25 protein-coding genes are annotated in these 22,357 nt (G+C 70.8%); 8 read left to right on the plus strand and 17 right to left on the minus strand.

Annotated features, from left to right (window positions below):
- Positions 1–127: 127 nt before the first annotated feature.
- A complete protein-coding gene (locus ACWIHT_RS05290; RefSeq protein ID WP_456164651.1) occupies positions 128–1,330 on the plus strand; it encodes a 4-hydroxybenzoate 3-monooxygenase in 1,203 nt (400 codons plus the stop codon).
- Between the two features lie 171 nt (positions 1,331–1,501).
- Complete coding sequence (locus ACWIHT_RS05295; protein WP_427920535.1) at positions 1,502–2,389, plus strand: Bax inhibitor-1/YccA family protein; 888 nt, start codon at positions 1,502–1,504, stop codon at positions 2,387–2,389.
- Between the two features lie 88 nt (positions 2,390–2,477).
- Here ACWIHT_RS05295 and ACWIHT_RS05300 read toward each other — a convergent pair whose 3' ends face one another.
- Complete coding sequence (locus ACWIHT_RS05300) at positions 2,478–2,708, minus strand: DUF4287 domain-containing protein (protein WP_026151524.1); 231 nt, start codon at positions 2,706–2,708, stop codon at positions 2,478–2,480.
- A gap of 102 nt (positions 2,709–2,810) precedes the next feature.
- On the opposite strand from ACWIHT_RS05300, the gene ACWIHT_RS05305 reads away from it, so the two are divergent.
- The gene (locus tag ACWIHT_RS05305; protein ID WP_456164654.1) at positions 2,811–3,122 is read left to right on the plus strand and encodes a hypothetical protein; all 312 of its coding nucleotides are present in this window, start codon (positions 2,811–2,813) and stop codon (positions 3,120–3,122) included.
- A gap of 164 nt (positions 3,123–3,286) precedes the next feature.
- On the opposite strand, the gene ACWIHT_RS05310 is transcribed toward ACWIHT_RS05305, so the two are convergent.
- The 3 genes from ACWIHT_RS05310 to ACWIHT_RS05320 form a co-directional block, all read right to left on the minus strand.
- A complete protein-coding gene (locus tag ACWIHT_RS05310) occupies positions 3,287–4,075 on the minus strand; it encodes a hypothetical protein (protein ID WP_456164656.1) in 789 nt (262 codons plus the stop codon).
- Positions 4,076–4,373: 298 nt separating this feature from the next.
- Positions 4,374–5,594: an acetyl-CoA C-acetyltransferase gene (locus tag ACWIHT_RS05315; RefSeq protein WP_456164658.1), complete on the minus strand. Its 1,221-nt coding sequence runs from the start codon at positions 5,592–5,594 to the stop codon at positions 4,374–4,376.
- Positions 5,595–5,738: 144 nt separating this feature from the next.
- Entirely contained in the window at positions 5,739–6,791 is a 1,053-nt protein-coding gene (locus ACWIHT_RS05320; protein ID WP_456164660.1) for an SGNH/GDSL hydrolase family protein, read from the minus strand.
- Positions 6,792–6,939: 148 nt separating this feature from the next.
- On the opposite strand from ACWIHT_RS05320, the gene ACWIHT_RS05325 reads away from it, so the two are divergent.
- Positions 6,940–8,331, plus strand: coding sequence for a cystathionine beta-synthase (locus tag ACWIHT_RS05325; RefSeq protein WP_456164662.1), 1,392 nt, complete (start codon positions 6,940–6,942; stop codon positions 8,329–8,331).
- Between the two features lie 364 nt (positions 8,332–8,695).
- Here ACWIHT_RS05325 and ACWIHT_RS05330 read toward each other — a convergent pair whose 3' ends face one another.
- From ACWIHT_RS05330 to ACWIHT_RS05360, 7 genes are all read right to left on the minus strand, one after another.
- Positions 8,696–9,124, minus strand: coding sequence for a hypothetical protein (locus ACWIHT_RS05330; protein ID WP_456165956.1), 429 nt, complete (start codon positions 9,122–9,124; stop codon positions 8,696–8,698).
- 19 nt (positions 9,125–9,143) lie between these two features.
- Positions 9,144–10,733, minus strand: coding sequence for a SulP family inorganic anion transporter (locus ACWIHT_RS05335; protein ID WP_456164664.1), 1,590 nt, complete (start codon positions 10,731–10,733; stop codon positions 9,144–9,146).
- Between the two features lie 34 nt (positions 10,734–10,767).
- Positions 10,768–11,436, minus strand: coding sequence for a carbonic anhydrase (locus tag ACWIHT_RS05340; protein WP_456164666.1), 669 nt, complete (start codon positions 11,434–11,436; stop codon positions 10,768–10,770).
- A 136-nt stretch (positions 11,437–11,572) separates the two neighbouring features.
- Complete coding sequence (locus tag ACWIHT_RS05345; RefSeq protein WP_456164668.1) at positions 11,573–12,508, minus strand: ABC transporter substrate-binding protein; 936 nt, start codon at positions 12,506–12,508, stop codon at positions 11,573–11,575.
- A 19-nt stretch (positions 12,509–12,527) separates the two neighbouring features.
- Positions 12,528–13,190, minus strand: coding sequence for an ABC transporter permease (locus ACWIHT_RS05350; RefSeq protein ID WP_456165958.1), 663 nt, complete (start codon positions 13,188–13,190; stop codon positions 12,528–12,530).
- A complete protein-coding gene (locus tag ACWIHT_RS05355) occupies positions 13,190–13,831 on the minus strand; it encodes an ABC transporter permease (RefSeq protein WP_456164670.1) in 642 nt (213 codons plus the stop codon). The genes ACWIHT_RS05350 and ACWIHT_RS05355 overlap by 1 nt, the downstream gene beginning before the upstream one ends.
- Positions 13,828–14,862 carry an ABC transporter ATP-binding protein gene (locus ACWIHT_RS05360; RefSeq protein WP_456164672.1) on the minus strand — a complete coding sequence of 345 codons (1,035 nt, stop codon included), beginning with the start codon at positions 14,860–14,862 and terminating at the stop codon, positions 13,828–13,830. The genes ACWIHT_RS05355 and ACWIHT_RS05360 overlap by 4 nt, the downstream gene beginning before the upstream one ends.
- A gap of 142 nt (positions 14,863–15,004) precedes the next feature.
- On the opposite strand from ACWIHT_RS05360, the gene ACWIHT_RS05365 reads away from it, so the two are divergent.
- Together ACWIHT_RS05365 and ACWIHT_RS05370 are read left to right on the plus strand one after the other, a co-directional pair.
- Positions 15,005–16,534 (plus strand): aromatic amino acid ammonia-lyase, encoded by a 1,530-nt coding sequence (locus ACWIHT_RS05365; RefSeq protein ID WP_456164674.1) that lies wholly within the window; start codon positions 15,005–15,007, stop codon positions 16,532–16,534.
- The gene (locus ACWIHT_RS05370; protein ID WP_456164676.1) at positions 16,534–17,442 is read left to right on the plus strand and encodes a MurR/RpiR family transcriptional regulator; all 909 of its coding nucleotides are present in this window, start codon (positions 16,534–16,536) and stop codon (positions 17,440–17,442) included. Before ACWIHT_RS05365 ends, ACWIHT_RS05370 begins: the two co-directional genes overlap by 1 nt.
- An 81-nt stretch (positions 17,443–17,523) precedes the next feature.
- On the opposite strand, the gene ACWIHT_RS05375 is transcribed toward ACWIHT_RS05370, so the two are convergent.
- Positions 17,524–18,198 (minus strand): TMEM175 family protein, encoded by a 675-nt coding sequence (locus ACWIHT_RS05375; protein WP_456164678.1) that lies wholly within the window; start codon positions 18,196–18,198, stop codon positions 17,524–17,526.
- Positions 18,195–18,758 carry a hypothetical protein gene (locus ACWIHT_RS05380; protein ID WP_456164680.1) on the minus strand — a complete coding sequence of 188 codons (564 nt, stop codon included), beginning with the start codon at positions 18,756–18,758 and terminating at the stop codon, positions 18,195–18,197. Before ACWIHT_RS05380 ends, ACWIHT_RS05375 begins: the two co-directional genes overlap by 4 nt.
- 126 nt (positions 18,759–18,884) lie before the next feature.
- On the opposite strand from ACWIHT_RS05380, the gene ACWIHT_RS05385 reads away from it, so the two are divergent.
- Together ACWIHT_RS05385 and ACWIHT_RS05390 are read left to right on the plus strand one after the other, a co-directional pair.
- The gene (locus ACWIHT_RS05385; RefSeq protein WP_456164682.1) at positions 18,885–19,418 is read left to right on the plus strand and encodes a PadR family transcriptional regulator; all 534 of its coding nucleotides are present in this window, start codon (positions 18,885–18,887) and stop codon (positions 19,416–19,418) included.
- 121 nt (positions 19,419–19,539) lie between these two features.
- Positions 19,540–20,133, plus strand: coding sequence for a hypothetical protein (locus ACWIHT_RS05390; RefSeq protein ID WP_456164684.1), 594 nt, complete (start codon positions 19,540–19,542; stop codon positions 20,131–20,133).
- A 10-nt stretch (positions 20,134–20,143) separates the two neighbouring features.
- On the opposite strand, the gene ACWIHT_RS05395 is transcribed toward ACWIHT_RS05390, so the two are convergent.
- The 4 genes from ACWIHT_RS05395 to ACWIHT_RS05410 are packed head-to-tail and all read right to left on the minus strand — an operon-like array spanning position 20,144 to position 22,304.
- A complete protein-coding gene (locus ACWIHT_RS05395; protein WP_200713690.1) occupies positions 20,144–20,518 on the minus strand; it encodes a roadblock/LC7 domain-containing protein in 375 nt (124 codons plus the stop codon).
- 22 nt (positions 20,519–20,540) lie between these two features.
- Positions 20,541–21,053, minus strand: coding sequence for a roadblock/LC7 domain-containing protein (locus ACWIHT_RS05400; RefSeq protein ID WP_456164686.1), 513 nt, complete (start codon positions 21,051–21,053; stop codon positions 20,541–20,543).
- Positions 21,054–21,087: 34 nt separating this feature from the next.
- Positions 21,088–21,909 (minus strand): transcriptional regulator, encoded by an 822-nt coding sequence (locus ACWIHT_RS05405; RefSeq protein ID WP_456164688.1) that lies wholly within the window; start codon positions 21,907–21,909, stop codon positions 21,088–21,090.
- The gene (locus ACWIHT_RS05410; RefSeq protein WP_456164690.1) at positions 21,906–22,304 is read right to left on the minus strand and encodes a hypothetical protein; all 399 of its coding nucleotides are present in this window, start codon (positions 22,302–22,304) and stop codon (positions 21,906–21,908) included. Before ACWIHT_RS05410 ends, ACWIHT_RS05405 begins: the two co-directional genes overlap by 4 nt.
- Between the last annotated feature and the right edge of the window lie 53 nt (positions 22,305–22,357).

Genomic DNA, 22,357 nt, shown 5'->3' on the forward strand with positions numbered 1-22,357 from the left:
CATAGGTGAAGAGAATTTCACCTCACGAACGCACCTCACGAACGCACCTCACGAACGCACCTCACGAACACATCGCGCAATGAACGTAATGAATGTACTGAACGGCCCGCACTCGAAGGGACCCCCGATGCGTACCACCGTCGGCATCATCGGAGCCGGCCCCGCCGGACTCCTCCTCGCCCGGCTGCTGCACAACGCCGGAATCGACTCGGTCGTCCTGGAGAGCCGCGACCGGGAGTACGTCGAGCACCGGCAGCGGGCCGGGATCCTGGAGCAGGGGACCGTCGACGTGCTGCGGGCGGCCGGGGCCGGGGAGCGGATGGACCGGGAGGGACTGCGGCACGACGGGATCGAGCTGCGGTTCGACCGGCGGCGGCACCGGGTGGACTTCCCGGCCCTCACCGGCGGCCGTAGCGTGACGGTCTACGCGCAGACCGAGGTGTGCAAGGACCTGATCGCCCTTCAACTCGCGGGCGGCGGGCCCCTGTTGTTCGAGGCGGAGGCGCTCGCGGTGGAGGGCGCGGACACCGACAGCCCGCGCGTCCGGTTCCGGTACCAGGGCCGCGAGGACGTCCTCGACTGCGACTACGTCGTCGGCTGCGACGGCTTCTGGGGCATCGCCCGCACCGCCGTCCCCGCCGAACTCACCCGCGTATTCGAACGGTCGTACCCCTACGCCTGGCTCGGCATCCTCGCCGATGTCGCGCCCTCGCACGACGAACTGGTCTACGCCCGCCACGACCGCGGCTTCGCCCTCCTCTCCATGCGCTCCCCCTCCGTCTCCCGTCTCTACCTCCAGGTGGAGGAGGACACGGATGCCGAGAGCTGGAGCGACGACGCGATCTGGGACGAACTGGAGCGCCGGTTCGAGACCGAGGACGGCTGGCGGCTCGACCGTGGGCCCATCACCCAGAAGTCGGTCACCCCGATGCGCTCCTACGTCCACGAGCCCATGCGGTACGGCCGGCTCTTCCTCGCGGGCGACGCCGCGCACATCGTGCCGCCCACCGGAGCCAAGGGCCTCAACCTCGCCGTCGGCGACGTCGTCACCTTCGCGCGGGCACTGACGTACAAGAAGAAGACGGGCAGCGAGGAGCGGCTCGACGCGTACTCAGCGACCTGTCTGCGGCGGGTGTGGCAGGCCGAGCGGTTCTCCTACGACATGACGAGTCTCCTGCACAGGGCGCCCGGCGCGACGCCCTTCGAGGGGCGGCTCCAGCTGGCCCGGCTGGAGCGCGTCGCGTCCTCGCGGGCGGCCGAGACGGATCTCGCGGAGGCGTACACCGGGTTCCCGCTGCATGAACCGGATGAACCGGCTGAACTGGGATAAGGGCCTTCTAAGGCGGGCGTCACGGGTTGGTACCAGTGTTCACAGGGGGTGCGGTCCACCGCGTACCTTGGCAGGACGAGGGGAAGATCCTCCCCAAGAGGTAGGGTCAAACTTTTGCCTACCTATTACTCTTGAGGCCAAGGCCGCGCGAGGCGGCCATGGAGGAGTGAAATGAGGAGCAGAAACCCGGTCTTCTCGCGACGGGGGTTCAGCCGCGACAACGGCTACGCGGGCTTCAACACCGCGCCGCAGGCCGGGGGCCCCGCCGTAGGAACGCAGGGCAACCCCTACGCGGCGGGCAACCCGTACGCGCAGAACCCTTACGCCCAGCAGGACCTTCAGCAGGGCGCACCGCCCCAGGCCCCGGCCACCACCGGCCGGATGACCATGGACGACGTCGTCCAGCGCACCGGCACCACCCTCGGCACGCTGATCGTCACGGCCGCGCTCGCCTGGGTGCTGCTCCCGGTCGACGACGCCAACATCGGCCGTTCCTACGGCATCGGGATCGGCGCCGCGCTGATCGCGATGGTGCTGGCGTTCGTCCAGTCCTTCAAGCGCAAGCCGGTCCCCGCGCTGATCCTGTCGTACGCCGCGCTGGAAGGCGTCTTCCTCGGCGTCGTCTCCAGCGTCGTCGACAACCGCATCGCGAGCGGCGCGGCCATGCAGGCCGTGATCGGCACGATGGCGGTCTTCGCCGGCGTGCTCATCGCGTACCGCGCGGGCTGGATCCGCGTCAACCGCCGCTTCTACGGCTTCGTGATGGCCGCCGCGCTCGGCTTCGTGCTGCTGATGGCGGTCAACCTGCTGTTCGCGGTGTTCGGCGGCGGTGACGGCCTCGGCTTCCGCAGCGGCCCGCTCGGCATCTTCTTCGGTGTCATCGGCATCATCCTCGGTGCCTGCTTCCTGGCCCTGGACTTCAAGCAGGTCGAGGACGGCATCGCGTACGGCGCCCCGAAGGAAGAGGCGTGGCTGGCGGCCTTCGGGCTCACGCTGACGCTGGTGTGGATCTACATGGAGTTCCTGCGGATCATCGCGATCCTCAACAGCAACGACTAGTAGCTCCGCCGACGTACGCGAAAGGGCCCCGGGTTCGCTCCCGGGGCCCTTCGTCATCTCCAGTGCCAAGTGGGTTCGTGGTGCGCGCCTAGAGCAGTTTGCGCGCGGCCCTCCTCAGGTCGTACTCGTGAATGATCGCCTTGGCGTGGCCGTACGCGAGGTCGTGCTCGGCGCGGAGCCAGCTGACCTTCTCCTCGAAGCGGAAGAGGGCGGGGCCTTCGTCGACGGTGCGCAGCCAGTCGGACACTTCACGACCGGTGCAATGGGGGATGCGGGCGAGCATGTTGCGGTGGGTCTCCTGGGAGAACACTTGGGACATCGGCGCCTCCGGACGCATGGGGTGTAAGCCGGTCCTTCAGGTCACCGTGCCTGAGCGTTCGCCCGTTGGCAACAGTCCCGGTGCGGCGCGTAGTCTCGCGGCGTGGTGGATACGACGCGGTTGACTCAAGCGGTGGATCACTTCGCGGACCGGCTGCGGGCTGCTCCGCAGAGCCGGTTGCAACGGGGCGCTGCGGCTGAGGCTTTGGGGCTGGCCAGGGAGTTTGCCCTGTGGGCGCAGCGGGTCGAGGATCCTTCGGGAGTGCCTCGGGAGATGCCGGACGCGGGGATGTTCGCGGCGGCCGATCAAATCACCGTGGCTGTGCATGACTTGGCGATTGTGCTTGAGAACGACGCCGAGGTTGAGCAGGCGCTCGGGTTGGTTGCGGAGGCGCAGAAGAGAGCGGGGGTCTGAGGGTGCGTCGGCGGGTGCGGGTCCGTTGTGGCTGGTCGCGCAGTTCCCCGCGCCCCTAAAGACAAGACTCACGGCACCCTGCGTTCTTTGGGGGCGCGGGGAACTGCGCGACCAGCCCCCACCGGGCCGCACTCGACAACGAACCGGCGCACCCCAGGCAAAAATCAAAGGGACGCTATGACCCGGTCCGCCAGGATGTACACGTTCTCCTCGCCGCACGCGAACGTGAGTGTGTACGCGCCGGAGACTCCCGAGCCGCCCAGCAGGAACGGGGTCTCACCGGCGCGGAGCGCTGCCGCGAGGCGTTCGGCGGTTTCGCGGTGGCCCGGGGTCATGCAGAGGGTCGTACCGTCGACGAAGACGTAGACGTCGAGCGTGCCGAGTGGGCCGGGACGGACGTCCGCGAGTTCCACGGCGGACTCGGCCAGTTCCTCCAGCGTGGCGACCGTGCGTTCGTGGTCGTTCGCGACCGGTGACTGGGCCGGGACGAAGTCCGGGTGGGACGGGTGGCGGCGGCGGGCCGCGGCCAGTTCGGGGGAGTCGCCGGCGAATTCCTCGGGCTCCGTGAACGGCTCGGTCACCGGCTCCAGCGGTTCCAGGCCCACGAAGTCGCTCTGGCGGGGCATGAACAGCTCGCTGTCGGGCAGACCCAGCAGGGTCGGCACCTCGGTGTCGCGGGCTTCCTGGGCGGCCCAGAAGGCGCGCGCCTCGGCGAGTTCCCGCTCCCGCTCCTCGGCCAGTGCCTCGGCCACGGCGGCGCGTATCTCATCCGCGTCGGCGTGACCGCGGGCCGCGGGGACAAGGGCGCGCACGGCGGCGGCCCGGCCCTCCGCGAGCTCGATGTGCAGGGCCGCAACCTGGCGACGGAGCTGCAAGAGGGTGCGCAGGACGGCGACGCCCACGGCGCCTGTGGCGGCCGTGGTGAGCAGCAAAGCGATCGGCATGGCGCTCACTGACGTACTCCCGGTTCAAAGTCGACCCCCGACTTCCTACATCAGCTTGAAGGGCGGACTATCCAGCTGTCAGTGCGTAACGTCACGAATCGGGCAGGACTTTGGGCCCGATGTTTGGTGGTGAAACGGTCCTGACCTGGGGAAATCACTCCCCGAAGGGAGATAGGTCACATCCTGGGGGAGATTGGATCACAAATCGGCCCAGAACCCAGGTGGTTACTGGGTTCCGGGCCTGAGGGTGACGCAAAGTTCCCATACGGCTACGGGGAGTTGGTCATCTCGTTGGTCATCTTGTTGGTCAGCTGAGGCGCTCGATGACCATCGCCATGCCCTGGCCGCCGCCGACGCACATCGTCTCCAGACCGAACTGCTTGTCGTGGAACTGGAGGGAGTTGATCAGCGTGCCGGTGATGCGGGCGCCGGTCATGCCGAAGGGGTGGCCGACGGCGATCGCGCCGCCGTTCACGTTCAGCTTCTCCAGCGGGATGTTCAGGTCGCGGTAGGACGGGATCACCTGGGCGGCGAACGCCTCGTTGATCTCGAACAGGTCGATGTCGTCGACGGTGAGACCGGCGCGGCCGAGGGCCTGCTTGCTCGCCTCCACCGGGCCGAGGCCCATGATCTCGGGGGAGAGGCCGGAGACGCCGGTCGACACGATCCTGGCCAGCGGGGTCAGGCCCAGCTCGCGGGCCTTGGTGTCGCTCATGATGACGACCGCGGCGGCGCCGTCGTTCAGCGGGCAGCAGTTGCCCGCGGTGACGAGCCCGTCCGGGCGGAAGACCGGCTTCAGGCCGGAGACGCCCTCCAGGGTGACGCCGGCGCGCGGGCCGTCGTCCTTGCTGACGACCGTGCCGTCGGGCAGCGTGACCGGGGTGATCTCGCGCTCCCAGAAGCCGTTCTTGATGGCTTCCTCGGCGAGGTTCTGCGAGCGGACGCCGAACTCGTCCATGTCCTGGCGGGTGACGCCCTTGATCCGGGCGAGGTTCTCCGCGGTCTGGCCCATCGCAATGTACGGGTCGGGGAGCAGGCCGTCCTCGCGCGGGTCGTGCCAGGTGGAGCCCTCGGACGCGGCGGTGGCGGCGGTGCGGGCCTGCGCCTCTTCGAAGACCGGGTTCGTGGTGCCCGGGAGACCGTCCGAGCTGCCCTTGGCGTAACGGGAGACCATCTCGACACCGGCCGAGATGAAGACGTCGCCCTCGCCGGCCTTGATGGCGTGCAGGGCCATGCGGCTGGTCTGGAGGGACGAGGAACAGTAACGGGTGATCGTGCAGCCCGGCAGGTGGTCCATGCCCATCTGTACGGCGACGATCCGGCCGAGGTTGTAACCCTGCTCGCCGCCGGGGAGGCCGCAGCCGAGCATCAGGTCCTCGATGAGCGCGGGGTCCAGCTCGGGGATCTTCGCGAGGGCGGCCTGGATGATCGTGGCGGTGAGGTCGTCGGGGCGCAGGTCCTTGAGGGAGCCCTTGACGGCGCGGCCGATGGGGGAGCGGGCGGTCGAGACGATGACGGCTTCGGGCATCACGGCTCCATTGGCGTTCGTACGGCGGGGGACTGGCACGGCTCCTTCGGAAGTTACCCGTACGTATGGCACAGGTCACGGGGATCGCTGTGTGACCCTGACCGCAGTTTTCTAAGCGCTTGCTTGGCTCGCGCCGCCGGTCGGTTACTCGATGGGTCGAGAAGTCGCCGAAATGGGTGAGGGCACCGGCGAAGCCTCCGGTACCCGCCTCCTCTTCCGCCGCTTCAGCAACGCCCACGGCCCCCTCGGCCCCGTCGGCATCGCCGCCGTGACCTCCGTGCCCGGCTCGGACGCCGCCTCTGCGGCCGCTCGTGCCACCGGCAGGAAGCCCTCGCGGCGGGACGCGTCCGGGCGGTCCTCCTCGGCCGGCCAGAGGCCCAGCGTGGCGCAGACGGTCGGCAGGATCGCCATCGCGGCGGTCGCGTACCCCTCCGCCGAGGGGTGGAAGTTGTCCGGGCCGAACAGCTCGCGCGGGTTCGCCGCGAACTCGGGGCCCAGCAGGTCGCCCAGCGACACCGTGCGCCCACCCTGCTCGACCGTGCCGATCGTCTGGGCCGCCGCCAACTGCCGGGAGGCCCGGCGGGCCAGCCAGCGCAACGGCTGCTGGACCTGCTCCACCGTCCCCAGGTCGGGACAGGTCCCGACGACCACTTCGGCACCGGCCGTGCGCAGCCGCCGTACCGTCGCCGAGAGGTGCCGGACCGATCTCGTCGGGTGCATGCGGTGGGTGACGTCGTTCGCGCCGATCATGATCACGCAGACGTCCGGCACCCGGGAGGTGTCCGCGAGGGCCAGCGCGACCTGGCGGTCCAGGTCGTCGGACTGGGCGCCCGGGAGCGCCACGTTCCGCAGCTCGACCGGGCGTTCCGCGACCGCGGCCAGGCCCGAGGCCAGCAGCGCGCCCGGAGTCTGGGCCGCCCGGTGCACGCCCTGCCCGGCGGCCGTGGAGTCGCCGAGCATGGTCAGCCGCAGCGGGGGTTCACCCGGAGTGTCGTAGACATGGCCGTAGCGGCCGTCGGCGCTCGGCACATGGTTGCTGCCCGGCGCATGGCCGTTGCCCACATGGCGTTTCACGAAGCGCACCTCGGCGAGCACCAGCCCGATGGCCGCCGCGCCCACCAGTCCGACCCCGCCACCGCCGTACGCCGCACCGGCCGCGATCCGCCGGGCCACCCGCGCCCTCGACATCCTCGTCATAGGTCGCCGCCACCTCCTCTAAGCCGTCATCCACTCCTTGCCCCGAACAGCACGTGGCCCAATCTCAACAGGCGGTGAACGGCATTTATGGGCCTTAGGCTGGCAGGACCAATCACCACCACTTCTTTTGCAGCAACCGGAGACAACGGTGCAATTCCACGACTCGATGATCAGCCTCGTCGGCAACACCCCGCTGCTGAGGCTCAACAGCGTGACCGCGGGCATCCAGGCGACCGTTCTCGCCAAGGTGGAGTACTTCAACCCTGGCGGCAGCGTGAAGGACCGCATCGCGCTGCGCATGATCGAGGCGGCGGAGAAGAGCGGGGAACTCCAGCCCGGCGGCACCATCGTCGAGCCGACCAGCGGCAACACCGGCGTCGGCCTGGCCATCGTGGCCCAGCAGAAGGGGTACCACTGCATCTTCGTGTGCCCCGACAAGGTGTCCACCGACAAGATCAACGTGCTGCGCGCGTACGGCGCCGAAGTGGTCGTCTGCCCGACCGCCGTGGACCCCGAGCACCCGGACTCGTACTACAACGTCTCCGACCGCCTGGTCCGCGAGACGCCGGGCGCCTGGAAGCCCGACCAGTACTCGAACCCGAACAACCCGCTCTCCCACTACCACTCGACCGGCCCCGAACTGTGGGAGCAGACGGAGGGGAAGATCACCCACTTCGTCGCGGGCGTCGGTACCGGCGGCACCATCTCCGGCACCGGGCGCTACCTCAAGGACGCCAGCGAGGGCCGCGTCCAGGTCGTCGGCGCCGACCCCGAGGGCTCGGTCTACTCCGGCGGCTCCGGGCGGCCGTATCTCGTCGAGGGCGTCGGTGAGGACTTCTGGCCGACTGCCTACGACCGGACCGTCGCGGACGAGATCGTCCCCGTGTCCGACAAGGACTCCTTCCAGATGACCCGCCGGCTGGCCAAGGAGGAGGGGCTGCTCGTCGGCGGCTCCTGCGGGATGGCCGTCGTCGCGGCGCTGCGGGTCGCGGAGCGGCTCGGCCCGGACGACGTGGTCGTGGTCCTGCTGCCCGACAGCGGTCGCGGGTACCTCAGCAAAATCTTCAACGATGAATGGATGGCCGACTACGGCTTCCTGGAGGACGAGGGCCCCAGCGCCCGCGTCGCCGACGTCCTGAACGACAAGGTGCACGGCGCCATCCCGTCCCTCGTGCACATGCACCCGGACGAGACCGTCGGCGAGGCCATCGAGGTGCTGCGCGAGTACGGCGTCTCGCAGATGCCGATCGTGAAGCCGGGCGCCGGTCACCCGGACGTCATGGCGGCGGAGGTCGTCGGCTCGGTCGTCGAACGCGAGCTGCTGGACGCCCTGTTCACCCAGCGCGCCTCCCTGACCGACCCGCTGGAGAAGCACATGTCGGCGCCGCTGCCGCAGGTCGGTTCCGGTGAGCCGGTGGGCGACCTGATGACCGTGCTCGGCGCGGCCGACGCGGCGATCGTCCTGGTCGAGGGCAAGCCGACCGGTGTCATCAGCCGGCAGGACCTGCTGTCCTTCCTCGCCAAGGGCGGAAAGCAGTAGCGAACGTCCGGTGAACGGGCCGTGCCGACGGCGACTTTGCGGTTGCCTACCGAATCGGTGGACTTCGCGGAAGTGGTACGAGCGCGTCACGTCCACGCAGCACCCGCTTAACACGGGTACGGCAGATTAGTGGGTGTCGGCAGGGCGGGAGCGGCTCCCCGCCTCGCCGACACAAAAACGGCGTCACGGACCTCCGGAGCGGCTCCCGGACCTCCACCGACGCCCAGGACGCGCCAGCCTGGCCCTGACCCGGCCCGCGTCCCTCGCGGGGACCGCCGTCGTCCCGCCCTCCCGGAAACGGGGGGTGCGGCGGTCCCCGCGCATAGCTTTTTCTACGGCCCCCCGCGTATGGCGACCGAGACGGTCAGTCCTCCCACTCGCTGTCCTGCGAGGACCTGTGGCGTCGGCCGCCGAACAGTCCCGGGTTGGTGCGGGCCGCCTGCACCGCGTTCACGCCGACGATGCCGGCCCAGGCCACCAGCAGGCCGGGGAGGTGGGCGATGCCGCCGCCGATCGCGGACAGCGGGATCGCCAGCACCATCGAGACGATGCCGAAGCCGAAGCGTTCGCCCCAGGAGTCCGTGGGCTTCGGGCTCCGCGAGCCGCGGGCGACCACCATCTGCTGCTCGGCCATCTGCCGGCGCACCCGGCGCTCCACCGCGCCGTCGATGCGCTGGTCGACCTTCTCCAGGAACGAGTCGACCAGCGCCGACTCGTACTCGTCGCCCAGTTCCCTGCGCGCCTGCAAGGTGGCGTTGAGTTCCTTCTTGAGTTCGGCGTCGTGCGAGTCCATTCCCGTCATGCGACTCAGATTAGGGAGCGGTCACGCCCGCTGCACTGGGGATAGCCCCCCTGTTGGAATTCGGGTTCACCGGGAGCACCCCCAGCGACTCCAGCACCCGGCGGTGGGCCTGCTCGACGCCCGTGATCCGGACCTCGATACCCCGGCCGCGCAGCTCGCCCACCGCGTCCTTCAGCGCCAGCGCGCCCGTCGCGTCGACCGCCGTCAGCCCCGACAGCCGTAGGTCTACGGCCGTCACGTCCCGCACATCCGCCAGGCTGCGGCGGAAGCGGTGGGCGGCGGCGAACAGGAGCGGGCCGTCGAAGCGGTACGTCACCGCGCCTACCGCATCCGGGAGTTCGGCCGGGGTCAGGCGCGTGCCGCGCGTCGCCGCGCGCAGGGCCAGCAGGACCGAGACGCCCAGGCCGATCAGGACCGCGCGCACCAGGTCGAGGGCGAGGGTGCCGGCCGCGGTGAGGACGAGAACCAGGGCGTCGCCGTGCGTCGAGCGGGCCATCGCGCGGACCGCGTCCGTCTCCACCATGCGGATCGCCGTCGCAAGGAGCACTCCGGCCAGGGCGGCCAAAGGGATACGGCCCACCAGCGGGGCCGCGACCGCCACGATCCCGGCGAGGATCACCGCGTGCGCGAGCGCGGCCAGGCGGGAGGCGGCGCCGGTGCGGACGTTGACCGCCGTGCGCGCGATCGCGCCCGTCGCCGGGACGCCGCCGAAGAGCGGGGCCGCGAGGTTGGCGATGCCCTGGCCGAAGAGTTCCTTGCCGGGGTCGTGGCGTTCGCCGGGGCGCATCGCGTCCGCGACCGAGGCGGACAACAACGACTCCAGGGCGGCCAGCGCCGCCACCGCCGCCGCCGGGAGGAGCAGGGTCGGGACCCGGGTCACGTCCAGGAAGGCGAGGGAGGGCGCGGGGAGCGAGGACGGGAGGCTGCCCAGGCGGGTGACGTGCAGGTGCAGGGCCTCGGCCACGACCGTCGCCACCCCGACTGCCGCCAGGGAGAAGGGAACCGTCGGTTTCCAGCGCGCCCCGGCCAGCATCAGCGCGGCCGAGCCGAGGGCGAGGAGGAGGGCCGCCCAGTGCGGGGTCGCGTCGAACTCCTCCGCCGCGCGCGCTGCCACCACGGCCACCTGGTCACCGGCCGGAGTGGGCACGCCCAGCGCCGACGGCACCTGCTGGAGGCCGATCACACACGCGATGCCGATCGTGAAACCGGCGATGACCGGGGCGGGGACGTACGCCATCGCCGTTCCCGCGCGGGCGAAGGCGAGCACGAGGAGCATCACGCCGGAGATCAGCCCGACCGTGAGGACGCCGTTCGCGCCGTACTCGTGGACGATCGGGACGAGGACGACCGTCATCGCGCCGGTCGGGCCGCTGACCTGGCGCGCGGAGCCGCCGAACAGCGCGGCGAGCGAGCCCGCGACGATCGCGGTGATCAGGCCGGAGGCGGCGCCGAGACCGGACGTCACCCCGAAACCGAGGGCGAGCGGGAGCGCCACGACGGCGACCGTGAGGCCGCACAGCAGGTCGCGGCGCGGGGCGCGGGTCATCGTACGGAAGTCGGCGGGGGAGGGCAGGACGGAGAGCACGCCGTTCATGGGCATGGGGATGCGCTTCTTCGCGTGGGGGGAAAGGGAGTTACGGCAGCAGGGTCACGAGGCCCGTGTCCAGGTCGAAGCGGGCCGCGACGACATGCGCGGAGGTGAACGCGGGGTCGGCGCGGATCGCGTCCCTGACCCAGGCCGTGTGGGCGGTCATCGTGTGCTCGGCCCAGTCGCCGGGCAGGGCACGGGTGCGACGGGCGGCCGGGGCGATCTCGTCGACCAGGAGCGCGAGATGGCCGGGGACGGGAGTGCCGGTCTCCAGGTGGGCGAGGGTCGCGGCCACCGCCCCGCAGCGTTCGTGGCCGAGCACCAGCACGAGTGGGATGCGCAGTTCTTCCACGCCGTACTGGATGGACGCGAGTACCGCCTCGTCCAGGACCTCGCCCGCCGTCCTTATGCACAGCAGGTCGCCGAGGCCCTGGTCGAAGACCAGCTCGGGCGGCACCCGGGAGTCGATACAGCCGACGATCACCGCGAACGGGTGCTGGGCGGTGGCCAGTTGGCGGCGCAGCGCACGGCTCTCGTCCGGGTGGCGGGGGTGGTCGGTCGCGTAACGGCGGTTGCCGTCGAGGAGTTCGGCGAGGGCGTCGGGGGCGGTGGTCGGGCGGGGCCGTGTGCCGACGGCGGCGGTGGCGGTCGTGGGGGCGGTGGCCAGCGCGCCGACGGCGGTGGCCGTCAGAAAGGCCCTGCGGTTCGAGGCCATGCGGTTCCTCAGGTGGTGAGCGTGAACTCACCCTACGCATGCGATCAGTTACCGAGAGTGCCGATTTAACGACACTTGACTGATCCCTCGTCAGATCATCGACCGGTCATCGACGGGCCATTGCATCGACCGGCGCCTACTTCGTGATGCCGTGCTGCTTCGCGTACGCGTTCGCCACGTCCTCCGGGTCCTTCTTGTCCTTGTCCACCTGGCGGTTCAGCTCGGTGAGTTGGGCCGTGGTGAGCAGATTGCCGAGGCTCGCGAGGGCCTTGCGGACCGTGGGGTCGGCGACCCGGTCGGCGATCAGCGGGACGATGTGCTGACTGGGGATCAGGGTCTTGGGGTCGCTCAGGACGACCCAGTCGTTGGCCTTGATGTCGGTGTCGGTGGTGAACAGGTTCGCCACGTCCACATCCCCCTTCTTCAGCGCGCCCTTCACCAACGGGCCATCGGAATCAAGGGACTTGAACTCCTTGAACTCCACGCCGTACACGTCCTTCAGCCCTACGACGCCCACCTGACGGGTCTTCACCTCGGCCGAGGCGCCCAGGGTCAGCTTGCCGTTGTGCTTCGCGAGGTCGGCCAGCGTGACGAGGCCGTACTTCTTCGCGGTCTCGCGGGTGACGACGAAGCAGTCCGCGTCCTCGGCGATGCCGTAGGGCAGGACCTGGAGGCCGGAGGGGAGGGCGAGGGTGAGGGCGTTCTGCATCTCGCCCGCCTCCGCGACCTTGGACTTGGGCTGGAGGTAGGTGAGCAGGGAGCCCTGGTACTCGGGGAGGAGGTCGATGTCGCCGCTCTTGAGGGCGGGGAAGACGATCTCGCGGGTGCCGAGGTTGGGGCGGACCTTGACCTTCACTCCGGCCGCTTCGAGGGCGGCGGCGTAGAGGTAGCCGAGGACCTGGTTCTCGGTGAAGTTGGCGGTGCCGATGGTGACGCCGTTCTTGCTGGAGGCGCTGCCACCGCCGGCCGAGCCCCCGCCGTCGAGCGAGGTGACACCGCTGGAGCAGGCGGACAGGACGGGGACGGCGACTGCTGTTCCGGCGAGGGCGCCGAGGAGGGTACGACGGTTCATTTCGGAGTTCCCGGTTTCCCTAGGCGGTGCGGTGGCGGAAGAGGAAGCGCTGGAGGCCGGACAGGCCCAGGTCCAGGACGATGGCGACGACGGCGACGAGCACCGCCCCGCCGAGCACCTGCACGAGGTCGCGCTGGGCGAGTCCGTCGAAGACGAAGCGGCCGAGGCCCCCGAAGGAGACGTACGCGGCGACCGTGGCCGTGGAGACGACCTGGATGAGCGCGAGCCGCAGGCCGGTCATGATCAGGGGGAGCGCGAGCGGCAACTCGACCTGGAACAGGACCTGGTGGCCGCGCATGCCCTGCCCGCGTGCCGCGTCCTTCACATCCGGGTCGACGGCGGTCATCCCGGCGTAGGTGTTCGTCACGATCGACGGGACCGCGAGGGCGACCAGCGCGATGTACACCGGCCACATCGACAGACCGCTGACCAGGAAGACCAGGACGACCAGACCCACGGTCGGCAGCGCGCGGCCGAAGGAGGCCAGGTTGATCGCGAGGAACGCGCCCTTGCCGGTGTGCCCGATCAGCAGGCCCAGCGGGAGGCCGATCACGGCCGCGATGAGGGTCGCGAGCAGCGAGTACTGGAGGTGCTCGGCGAGGCGGTGCGCGATGCCGTCCGTACCGGCCCACTGGGAGCCGCTGGTCAGCCACTTGCCGAGGTTCTTGAAGAGTTCGTACATCAGGCTCGCCGCCTCGTCCACGGGGTGAGTACGTACTGGAGGGCGACCAGGGCCGCGTCCGCGACCACCGCGAGCAGCAGGGTGAGGACCACGCCCACGATCACCGGGGTCGGGAAGTCGCGCTGGAAGCCGTCGGTGAAGAGCTGGCCGAGACCGCCGTCGCCGATGTAGGTCGCCACGGAGACGAGGGAGATCGACATGACCGTGGCGATGCGGACGCCCGCCATGATCACCGGGAGCGCGAGGGGAAGTTCGACGGTGAGGAGCGTGCGCAGGGGGCGCGTGCCCATCGCCTTCGCGGCCTCCTTCGTCTTCGCGGGGACGGAGTCCAGACCCTCGACCGTGTTCCGCAGCAGCACGACCAGCGTGTAGACCGTCAGGCCGATCACCGTGGTGGTGCGGGTCAGGCCGCTGATCGGCAGCAGGAGCACGAAGATCGCGATCGACGGGATCGTGAAGAGCACGTTCGAGAGGCCGAGCAGGAAGCCCCGGAGCGGGCGGACCCGGTGGGCGACCACGGCCAGCGGGAGCGAGATCAGCAGGCCGAAGAAGACGGCGGTCATCGCGGCCTGGAGATGCGAGAACGTGAGGCTGGTCAGCTCGTCGGTGTGGTCGCCTATCCACGACCAGTCGACGGTCATGCCGCGACCCGCGCTTCGGCGTGTGCCTGGCCCGCGTGGGTGTGGATGTCGTCGCGGGAGGAGACGCCGGTGAGGACACCGGCCGCGTCGACGCGGGCGATCAGGCCGTTCGGGGAGGCCACGGACTCGTTGAGGGCGGCGAGCAGCGAGTCGCCGTCCTTGAGCGGTCGTACGGGGATCTCGGCGCCCTCGGCCGCCCAGTGGAGGGGCTTGCGCGCCTCGTCGAGGACGAGCGTCCAGGTGGTGCCCTCGGGGGCCGGGCCCTGCGGGACGTCCGCGAGGGTGGTCAGCGAGAGCAGCTTGAGGCCGCGCTCGGCGCCGAGGAAGTCGGCGACGAAGTCGTCGGCGGGGCGGGCGAGGAGTTCGGCGGGGGCCGCGCACTGGACGAGGTGGCCGCCGGTGCGGAAGATCGCGATGCGGTCGCCGAGCCGTACGGCCTCGTCGATGTCGTGCGTGACGAAGACGATGGTCTTGTTCAACTCCTTCTGGAGTCTGACCAGTTCGTCCTGGAGCTGGGTGCGGACCACCGGGTCGACGGCGCCGAAGGGCTCGTCCATCAGCAGGACCGGCGGGTCGGCGGCGAGCGCGCGGGCCACGCCGACGCGCTGCTGCTGACCGCCGGAGAGCTGGTGCGGGTACCGCTTCCCGGCGTCGGCGGCGAGGCCGACGGTCTCCAGGAGTTCGGCGGCGCGGGCGCGCGCCTTCTTCCGGCCGTGGCCCAGGAGCAGCGGCACGGTGGCGATGTTGTCGAGGACCGTGCGGTGCGGGAAGAGCCCCGACTGCTGGATGACGTATCCGATGGAACGGCGCAGTTCGGCGGCGTCCTGCTGGGTGACGTCCTTGCCGCCGACCTTGATGACGCCCGAGGTCGGGTCGATCATCCGGTTGATCATCCGAAGGGTGGTCGTCTTGCCGCAACCGGAGGAACCGACCAGTACGGTGACCCCGCCTTCCGGCATCTCCAGGGTGAGGTCGTGAACTGCTGTCGTGCCGTTGGGGAAGCGCTTGTGGACCGCGTCGAACTGGATCATGAGTTGTCCCTTGCCCGGCTGTATAACGTCATGCAGAGTTCTCGGTGTCTGAATAGTTTGTCAATGTCTCTGCGTTAATCCGAGGTAACGGATGCTCGGCAGGCAAGATCGAGTGTCCTGATTGAGGGGAGTTTGGGGCCTTATGTCGTCTCGGATCGTGGACGCCGCCGATGCGATGGTGTCCGGGAGCTCCGATCTCGTCGTCCTCGACGGGGTCGGCTTCGGGGTCGCCGATGTCGTCCGGCTCGCCGACGGGGACGCCCGGCCGGTCCCCGGCACCGACGCGATGAAGCGCGCGACCGAGTCCTGGGACGCGGCCCGCCAGATCGCCGCGACCGGCCGCGTCTACGGCCGCTCCACCGGCGTCGGCGCCAACCGGAACGAGGACGTGCCGACGGAGGCGGCGGCCGAGCACGGGTTGCGTCTGCTGCGCAGCCACGCCGGCGCGATCGGCGACGAGCTTCCGGCCCGGGAAGTGCGGGCGATGCTCGCCGTCCGCGCCAACCAGCTGCTCGCGGGCGGCGCGGGCCTGCGGCCGACGGTCGTCACCGCGCTGTGCGAGGCGCTGGAGAGCGGGCTGCATCCGGCCGTCAACGAGTTCGGCTCGGTGGGGACCGGGGACATCGCGGCGCTGGCCCAGGTGGGGTTGGCGCTGGTGGGGGAGCGGCCCTGGCGAGGTGCCGAGAACGGTCTTTCCGGTGTTCCCGAACCCCAACCCCTCGACAACAACGACGCGTTGGCCCTCATCAGCAGCAACGCGCTCACCCTGGGCCAATCCGCGCTGGCTCTCCACGAGTTGCGGGGGCTCATCGGAGCCACGCAGGTCGTGGGCGCGCTCTCACTGCTCGCCGTGGACGGGTCGCACGAGCCGTTCGCCGCGCCCGTGCACGCCGCCCGTCCGCACCGGGGGTCGGTCGAAGTCGCGCGCCGGATGCGGGAGTTGATCGGTGCCGCCGACCGGCCCACCCCTCCGCTCGGGCGGATCCAGGACCCGTACGGCTTCCGGTGTCTGCCGCAGATCCACGGGCCCGCGCACGACGCGGCGGACGCGCTGGAGGAGGTCCTCGCGATCGAGATCAACGCGGCCGCCGAGAACCCCTTCATCTCCGCCGAGGACATGACCGCCTACCACCACGGCGGCTTCTACCAGGCCCAACTCGTCCTCGCCCTGGACCACTTCAGGCTCGCGCTCACCCAGGTCGCCCGGCTGTCGACGTCCCGGCTCTCCTCCCTCAACGAGCCCGCGTTCACCCGCCTCAAGCCCTTCCTCGCCGACAACGAACCCGCCTCCTCCGGCGTGATGATCCTGGAGTACGCCGCCGCTGCCGCCCTCGGCGACCTGCGCGCGTTCTCGGCTCCCGCCTCGCTCGGGCACGCTGTACTCTCCCGGGGCGTCGAGGAACAGGCCAGCTTCGCCTCGCTCGCCGCCCGTCAGACACTGCGCGCCTGCCGCGCGTACCGTCTCGTCGTCGGCTGCGAACTCGTCGCCGCCGTACGGGCGTTGCGCCAGCGCGACCTGCGGCCCGACCCGGAACTCCCGGTCGGCCGCGCACTGGAGCTGGCCGAGGCGGTGCTCGACGACGACCCGGCGGACCGGCCGCTCACGGATGATGTGACGGCGGCGGCCGGACTGCTGGACCGGTTCACCGAGATCTGGAGGGGGAACACGTGATGACCGTGGATGGGAGCCTGGAAGAGACGGTGGACGGAAGCCTGGAGGGGACCTTGGACAGGAGTACGGGTGTGACCGACAGCCCGGCCGCACGGCTACAGACGCTCTTCGAGGGGCACCGGCTCACGCCGACCCAGCGGCGCATCGCGCACAGCATGGTGCGGCGCGCCGCCGAGGTGCCGTTCCTGTCCAGCGTGGAACTCGCCGAACTCGCCGGGGTCAGCCAGCCGTCCGTGACCCGCTTCGCGGTCGCCCTCGGCTTCGACGGCTACCCGGCGCTGCGCAAACACCTCCGCGAGGTCGCGCCCGCCGAGTCCGTCACCGACACGGCGTCGTACAACGAGTACCAGCAGGCCGTAGAGGCCGAGATCGAGAACCTCAAGCACCTCGCCGAGATACTGGCCGACCCCCGCCCGGTCGCCAAGGCCGGCCGCCTGCTCGCCAACTCCCGCCCGCTGCCCGTCCTCGGCCTGCGCGCGGCGGCCTCCCAGGCGTACGGCTTCGCGTACTTCGCCGCCAAGGTCCATCCGGACGTACGGCTGCTCAACGAGGGCGGCACGATGATCCACGACCGGATCGACGCGGCCGTCCGGGCCGGAGCCACCGCCCTGCTCTGCTTCGCGCTGCCCCGGCATCCGCGCGAGGTCGTGGACACGCTGGCCTACGCACGGGAGGCGGGCCTGACCGTCGTCACCGTCGCGGACTCGGCGTTCGCGCCCGTCGCCAAGGTGTCCGACCTGCTGATCCCGGCCGCCGTCGGCACCGGCCTCGCCTTCGACACGGCGTGCGCGCCGATGCTGCTGGGCCGGGTGCTCCTTGAGGCGATGTGCGACGACCTGCCGGACGCGCAGGCCCGGCTGGAGGAGTTCGACGCGCGGGCGTCGGCGCGGGGGCTGTTCGTGGAGTGACGGGCCGTCAAGTGCCGTATGGGCGCGGGTGGTTCGGCGTCGGGGCCGCCCGGTTCGTGGTGGCCGGGCGGCCCCTTCCCGTCAGGTGACGCGGCGCAGGATCTTCTGTGCCAACGGCAGCAGCGCCCAGCACAGGGACGCCCAGTGCGTGACCAGCGCGACGGGGATCGAGACGGCGAACGTCACGATCGTCGCGTCCACCCACGCCAGGGTCTCCGCGATCACCTCGCGCGGGGCGTCCGGGCGCAGCAGCCCGGACCTGCGCAGATCCGCGACGGTCAGCCGGAAGGACAGGCTGGTCAGGGCCTGGCCCGCCGCGTACACGATGAACTGGATCCGGAACGCGTCCGCCTCGCTGGTCAGCAGTTTCGTCGTGAACGGTGTGACGACGATCAGCAGCAGCCACAGCAGGTTCCAGCGGATCGCCCCGCCGGACAGACCGCTCACGTACCGGAACACGCGCTGGTGCAGCATCCACTGCATGGCGATGGCGGCGAAGCTGACGAGGAACGCGAAGTACTCCGTCAGGTGCTCGCGCAGGAAGTGCTGCACACCCGCGTCGCCGTGCGCTTCCGCGCCCGGGACCGGCAGTTCGAGGGCCAGCAGGGTGATGGCGATGGCCACCACCGCGTCCGAGAAGTAGATCAGCCGCTCCGGACTCGCCGGTGCGATCCGCTCGGCGGGTTCGGCGGGTTCGGCGGGTTCGGCGGGCTGGGCGGGCTCGGTCGGTTCGGTCGTGGTGTCGTGCGTGCTCATGCGATCGCCTGTCCGGCCGCGGTGGCGGCCTTGGCCTTGGCTCGGGCGGCGTACTGGCCGGAGAGGACGAACGGGACGACGAACGCGAGCACTTGGGCGGTGACCAGTGGCGCGGTCGCGGAGTGGTCGTAGCCGACCACGAGGGCGCAGGCGAGCGCGCCGAGGGTGAACGCGGCTGCCCATATCGACGTCAGGACCATGTTGACCCGGATGAACCGGGGTGAGTGCCAGAACTCCCGCGGCACCTCGGCCCGGGCGAAGGTCAGCGTGAAGGGGCGGCGCACGGCGAGCGAGGTCAGGGCCGTGGCCGCCAGGGTGGCGTTCGCCAGCGCGCAGATCCAGTTCCGCAGCCCCGATGACGGGTCCGCCAGCGCGACGACGGCCATGACCACGAAGAAGGCACAGGTGGCGGTGCCCAGCAGGTCGATGCTCCGGGCGCGGAGCTGCCCGGCGAGTAACCAGAGCGCGGCCAGTGCGGCGGCGCCCGTGCCCAGTCGCCAGTCGACCGGGCTCAGGGCCGCGTAACACAGCCAGGGTGCGAAACCGCGGACGTAGTTCACCGGTGTCTTCCTCCACGAGTCAAAGAGCCAAACCGAGAGTCCAATATTGGACGGTAGGATTATGACCGTCCAACTCTCGACCGTCCAGTCAGGATTGGCTAAATACCGGAAAGGTAGGGTGAGGTCATGAGCCTGCCCCACGCCCTCCTCGGGCTCCTCTCCGAACAGCCCGCCAGCGGCTACGACTTGCTCAAGCGGTTCGACGAGGGGATGTCGGCGGTGTGGCCCGCGCAGAAGAGCCAGGTCTACAGCGAACTGGCCAAGCTCGACGAGAACGGGCTGATCGAGATCACCGGCACCGGCGCCCGCCAGCGCCGCGAGTACGGCATCACCGACGCGGGCCGCGCCGAACTGCGCCGCTGGCTCACCGAACCCGACCTCGACCTCGCCTTCCGCAGCGCGGCCCTGCTCCGCGTCTTCTTCCTGTGGACCCTCAACAGCGGTGAGGGCGCTGCCTACTTGGAGAAGTTCGCCGACCACAACCACGCGCGGCTCACGGCGCTCCAGGCCATCCACGACAACGCGAAGTGGGTGGGCGACCCCGTCCAGGTCTGCGGCTGGCTCATGCTCGAATACGGGCTGCGGGGCTCCGAGACCGCCGAGCAGTGGGCCCGCTGGGCCGCCGGGGAGCTGACCGAGCGCCTGGACACGCCCTCCTGACCCTGGGCGAGGGCCCCTGACCCGGGGAAAGGGCGAAAAAGCCCGTTCTCAGACTCGTCTCACGTTCGCTCACTAGTCTCACGGCCCGACGGAATGTGCCGGGACGACCAGGAGGCAGGACGTGGCACGCGGAGATCGCAGAGTCCAGGGGCTGGCCCGAGTGGCCGTCGTCGTACGGGCCGGAGCCGCCCCGCTGTGGTGGTTCGGGGTGCTCGCGGCGGGTGTCGGAGTGCTGCCGCCCGGCATCACCGGGCGCCGGATCGGGGTGATGGCGGGCGCCGCCCTGTTCATCATCACGGCGGCCGTCGTGACGTACGCGCGCCGCAGGCGCTACACCGCCCTCGCCCGTGGCGCCGCCCGGGCCGGCAAACACGATGTGCTCCAGGACCGCGCGGTGTCCGTACGCAACTGGCGCCGCGCGCACCGCTGGTGGCTCGTCCTCGCCTTCGCGCTCGCACTGGGCAGCGCGTTCGCGGTGCCGGCGGCGGGCGGCATGCTGCTCGCCGGGGCCGGTACGGGCCTGCGGCTGAAGGCCGCCTGGCTGGGGCGCAGGGAACGGGCCGACGACGTCCTGCTGTGGATCCGCGTGGACTGGCTGGACAAGCGGGGCGGCGCCCCCGCCGGCAAGCCGGTCAAGGGCTACCGCTCCACCGGCATCGCCGCGGGCGACGCCACCCCGGGCGGGGCGCGCCGCCGCGGCGACGTGTACGCGTAGCCGGGCCTACCTACACCTCAAGATCGGCCTCGATCCGCTTCAGCTGGTGGCGGGCCATCGCCAGGTTGCTGCGGTTGGCGTCCAGCACCAGGTAGAGGAACAGGCCGTTGCCGCCGCGGCCCTTGATCAGCCGGATCAGGTGGTACTGGCTCGACAGGGTGATCAGGATGTCCTCGATGTCACCCTTCAGGCCGAGGTGCTCCATGGTGCGCATCTTGGCGCGCACCACGTCGGTGTTGCCCGCGGCGGCGACGCCGAGGTCGAAGGTCTTGCTGCCGCCCATCGTGCCGAGCGCCATACCGCTGGTGTAGTCGACGAGCGCGACCCCGGTCGCGCCCTCGATGGAGGTCAGCGCCTCTTTGAGGGAGGTTTCGGTGTTGGCCATGACAGTGCTCCTTTGGGTCCGTTCAACTTTCCGTGGTGGTGCGCGCGTTGGTCGTTGCGGTGGTGCGTGGTGCGCGCGCTGTTCTCGTTCGTGCGGTGGTGGCTTTGGTGGGCGCCTTGACGGGCGCCGCGTCGGTCCGCTCCTCGGCCTCGGCCGTCGCCGCCGCCTCGGCGTCGACCAGTTCCCCGATCCGGGCCCCCGCGCGGCGGCCCTCCAACAGCAGCCGCCCGAGGTTCACCCGGTCCTGGGCGAGCACGGTCAGCACGGCGCCCCGGCCCGCCGCGTAGGTCGCGACATAGCCGTAGACCCCGCGCACGATCAGCTCGCGAAAGTCGCCCTGCCCGGTCGCGTCCGCCATCCGTACGGCCACGCCCAGCGCCGTCACGGTGAGCGCCGCGACCCGCTCCGGCTCGACGCCCGGGGTGTCCTGCGCCAGTACGAGACCGTCGACGCCCGCCGCGAGCGCCCCCGTCAGCTGTGGCACCCGGGCTCTCAACCGCCGCAGCTCGTCCAGGATTTCGGCCTCGGAGGCCATCGGCTCTCTCCTCTCGGCGCGTGCTCGCTGCCACTCAAAGGGCCTCCAGCGCATCCCTGAGCCTCTTCAGCAATGTGATGTCGGGGTCGGTGACGTCGGGCGGGGGCAGGACGGCGGGCGGTGCGGGCGGCCGGGGCGAGACGAGCCCCGCCGACACCAGCCGCCGGACGTCCAGCAACGTGGGGTACGCCCGTCGGCCCAGCAGCCGCGCGATCTCCGGCGCCGTCCGTACCCCGTCCACCCGTGCCAGTACGGCGGCCTGCCGGGCTGTGATCGGCGGGTGCGCGACGGGTTCGGCCCGCAGCAGCGGGGCGCCGTCCGTCGCCGCGTCCGGCCAGACGCGGTGCAGCAGTTCGCGGCGGCGCTGTGTCTCGCGCTCCAGCGCGGCCACCGGAACCGGCCGCACGGAACCCAGCGGATGCGTGACCCCGTACCGGAAACGCCCCGGGGTGCTGCTCGGCGCGAGCACGAAGTACGCCGCGTCGTACAGCGCCCCGAGCTGGCACAGCTCCAGCGCGCCCGGGCCGATCAGGCCGCCGTCGAGCAGCAGCCGGGTGGTGGCGTGCCGGTCGTCGGTCGCGTTGGCGGCCGCCTCCCAGGCCTCGGCGCGCAGGGTGCCGTGCGCGGTGAGGAGCAGGTCGAGACCGGGCGCGGACGGGCTCTCGGCGTGCACCACATGGCCCGCGACCAGGTGCAGACTGCCGCGCTCGCGGACGAGGACACCGGTGGCCTCCTCGGCCGCGAGCCGGGTCAGCATCGGCGACACCCCGCCCCAGGCCCGGTCGACGGCGGCGGCCTTGTCCCGCACCGGCAGCCGCGGCGGCGGGGTGGTCGGCGTGGTCCTGAGCGCGGTCATCCCAGCACCAGCCGTCCCGCCATCTCGCCGAGCCGGATCCGGGCCAGCGCGAGATTGCCCTCCGTGCGGGCCAGCCACAGATGCAGGAACACACTGCTGTCGAACGACGTCCGCACGAACCGCAGCACGTGATAGCTGTCCCGGTTGCTGACGATCAGATCCTCCAGCGGAGGATCGTCGGCCTCCTCCCCCTCCTGCGCGTCGGACGCGAACGCCCGGTGCTCGGCCGCCAGCCGCGCCAGCTCCGCGGCCTCGGCCGCACTGGCCTCCTGGTCACCCCCGGGCGACTCTCCTACGACGCCCAGGGCCAGGCCGCTGGTCCAGTCGACCAGCGCGGCGCCCCGGGCACCGGGCAGTCGCATGGCCTCCAGTAAGCACTCGTCGATTCCGGGCACCGTGGCTCCCCTCCCGCCTGCGGTTCGGCTGAGTGACGACGAAGCTACGCACC

The sequence above is a fragment of the Streptomyces sp. NPDC002276 genome, from assembly GCF_053891435.1.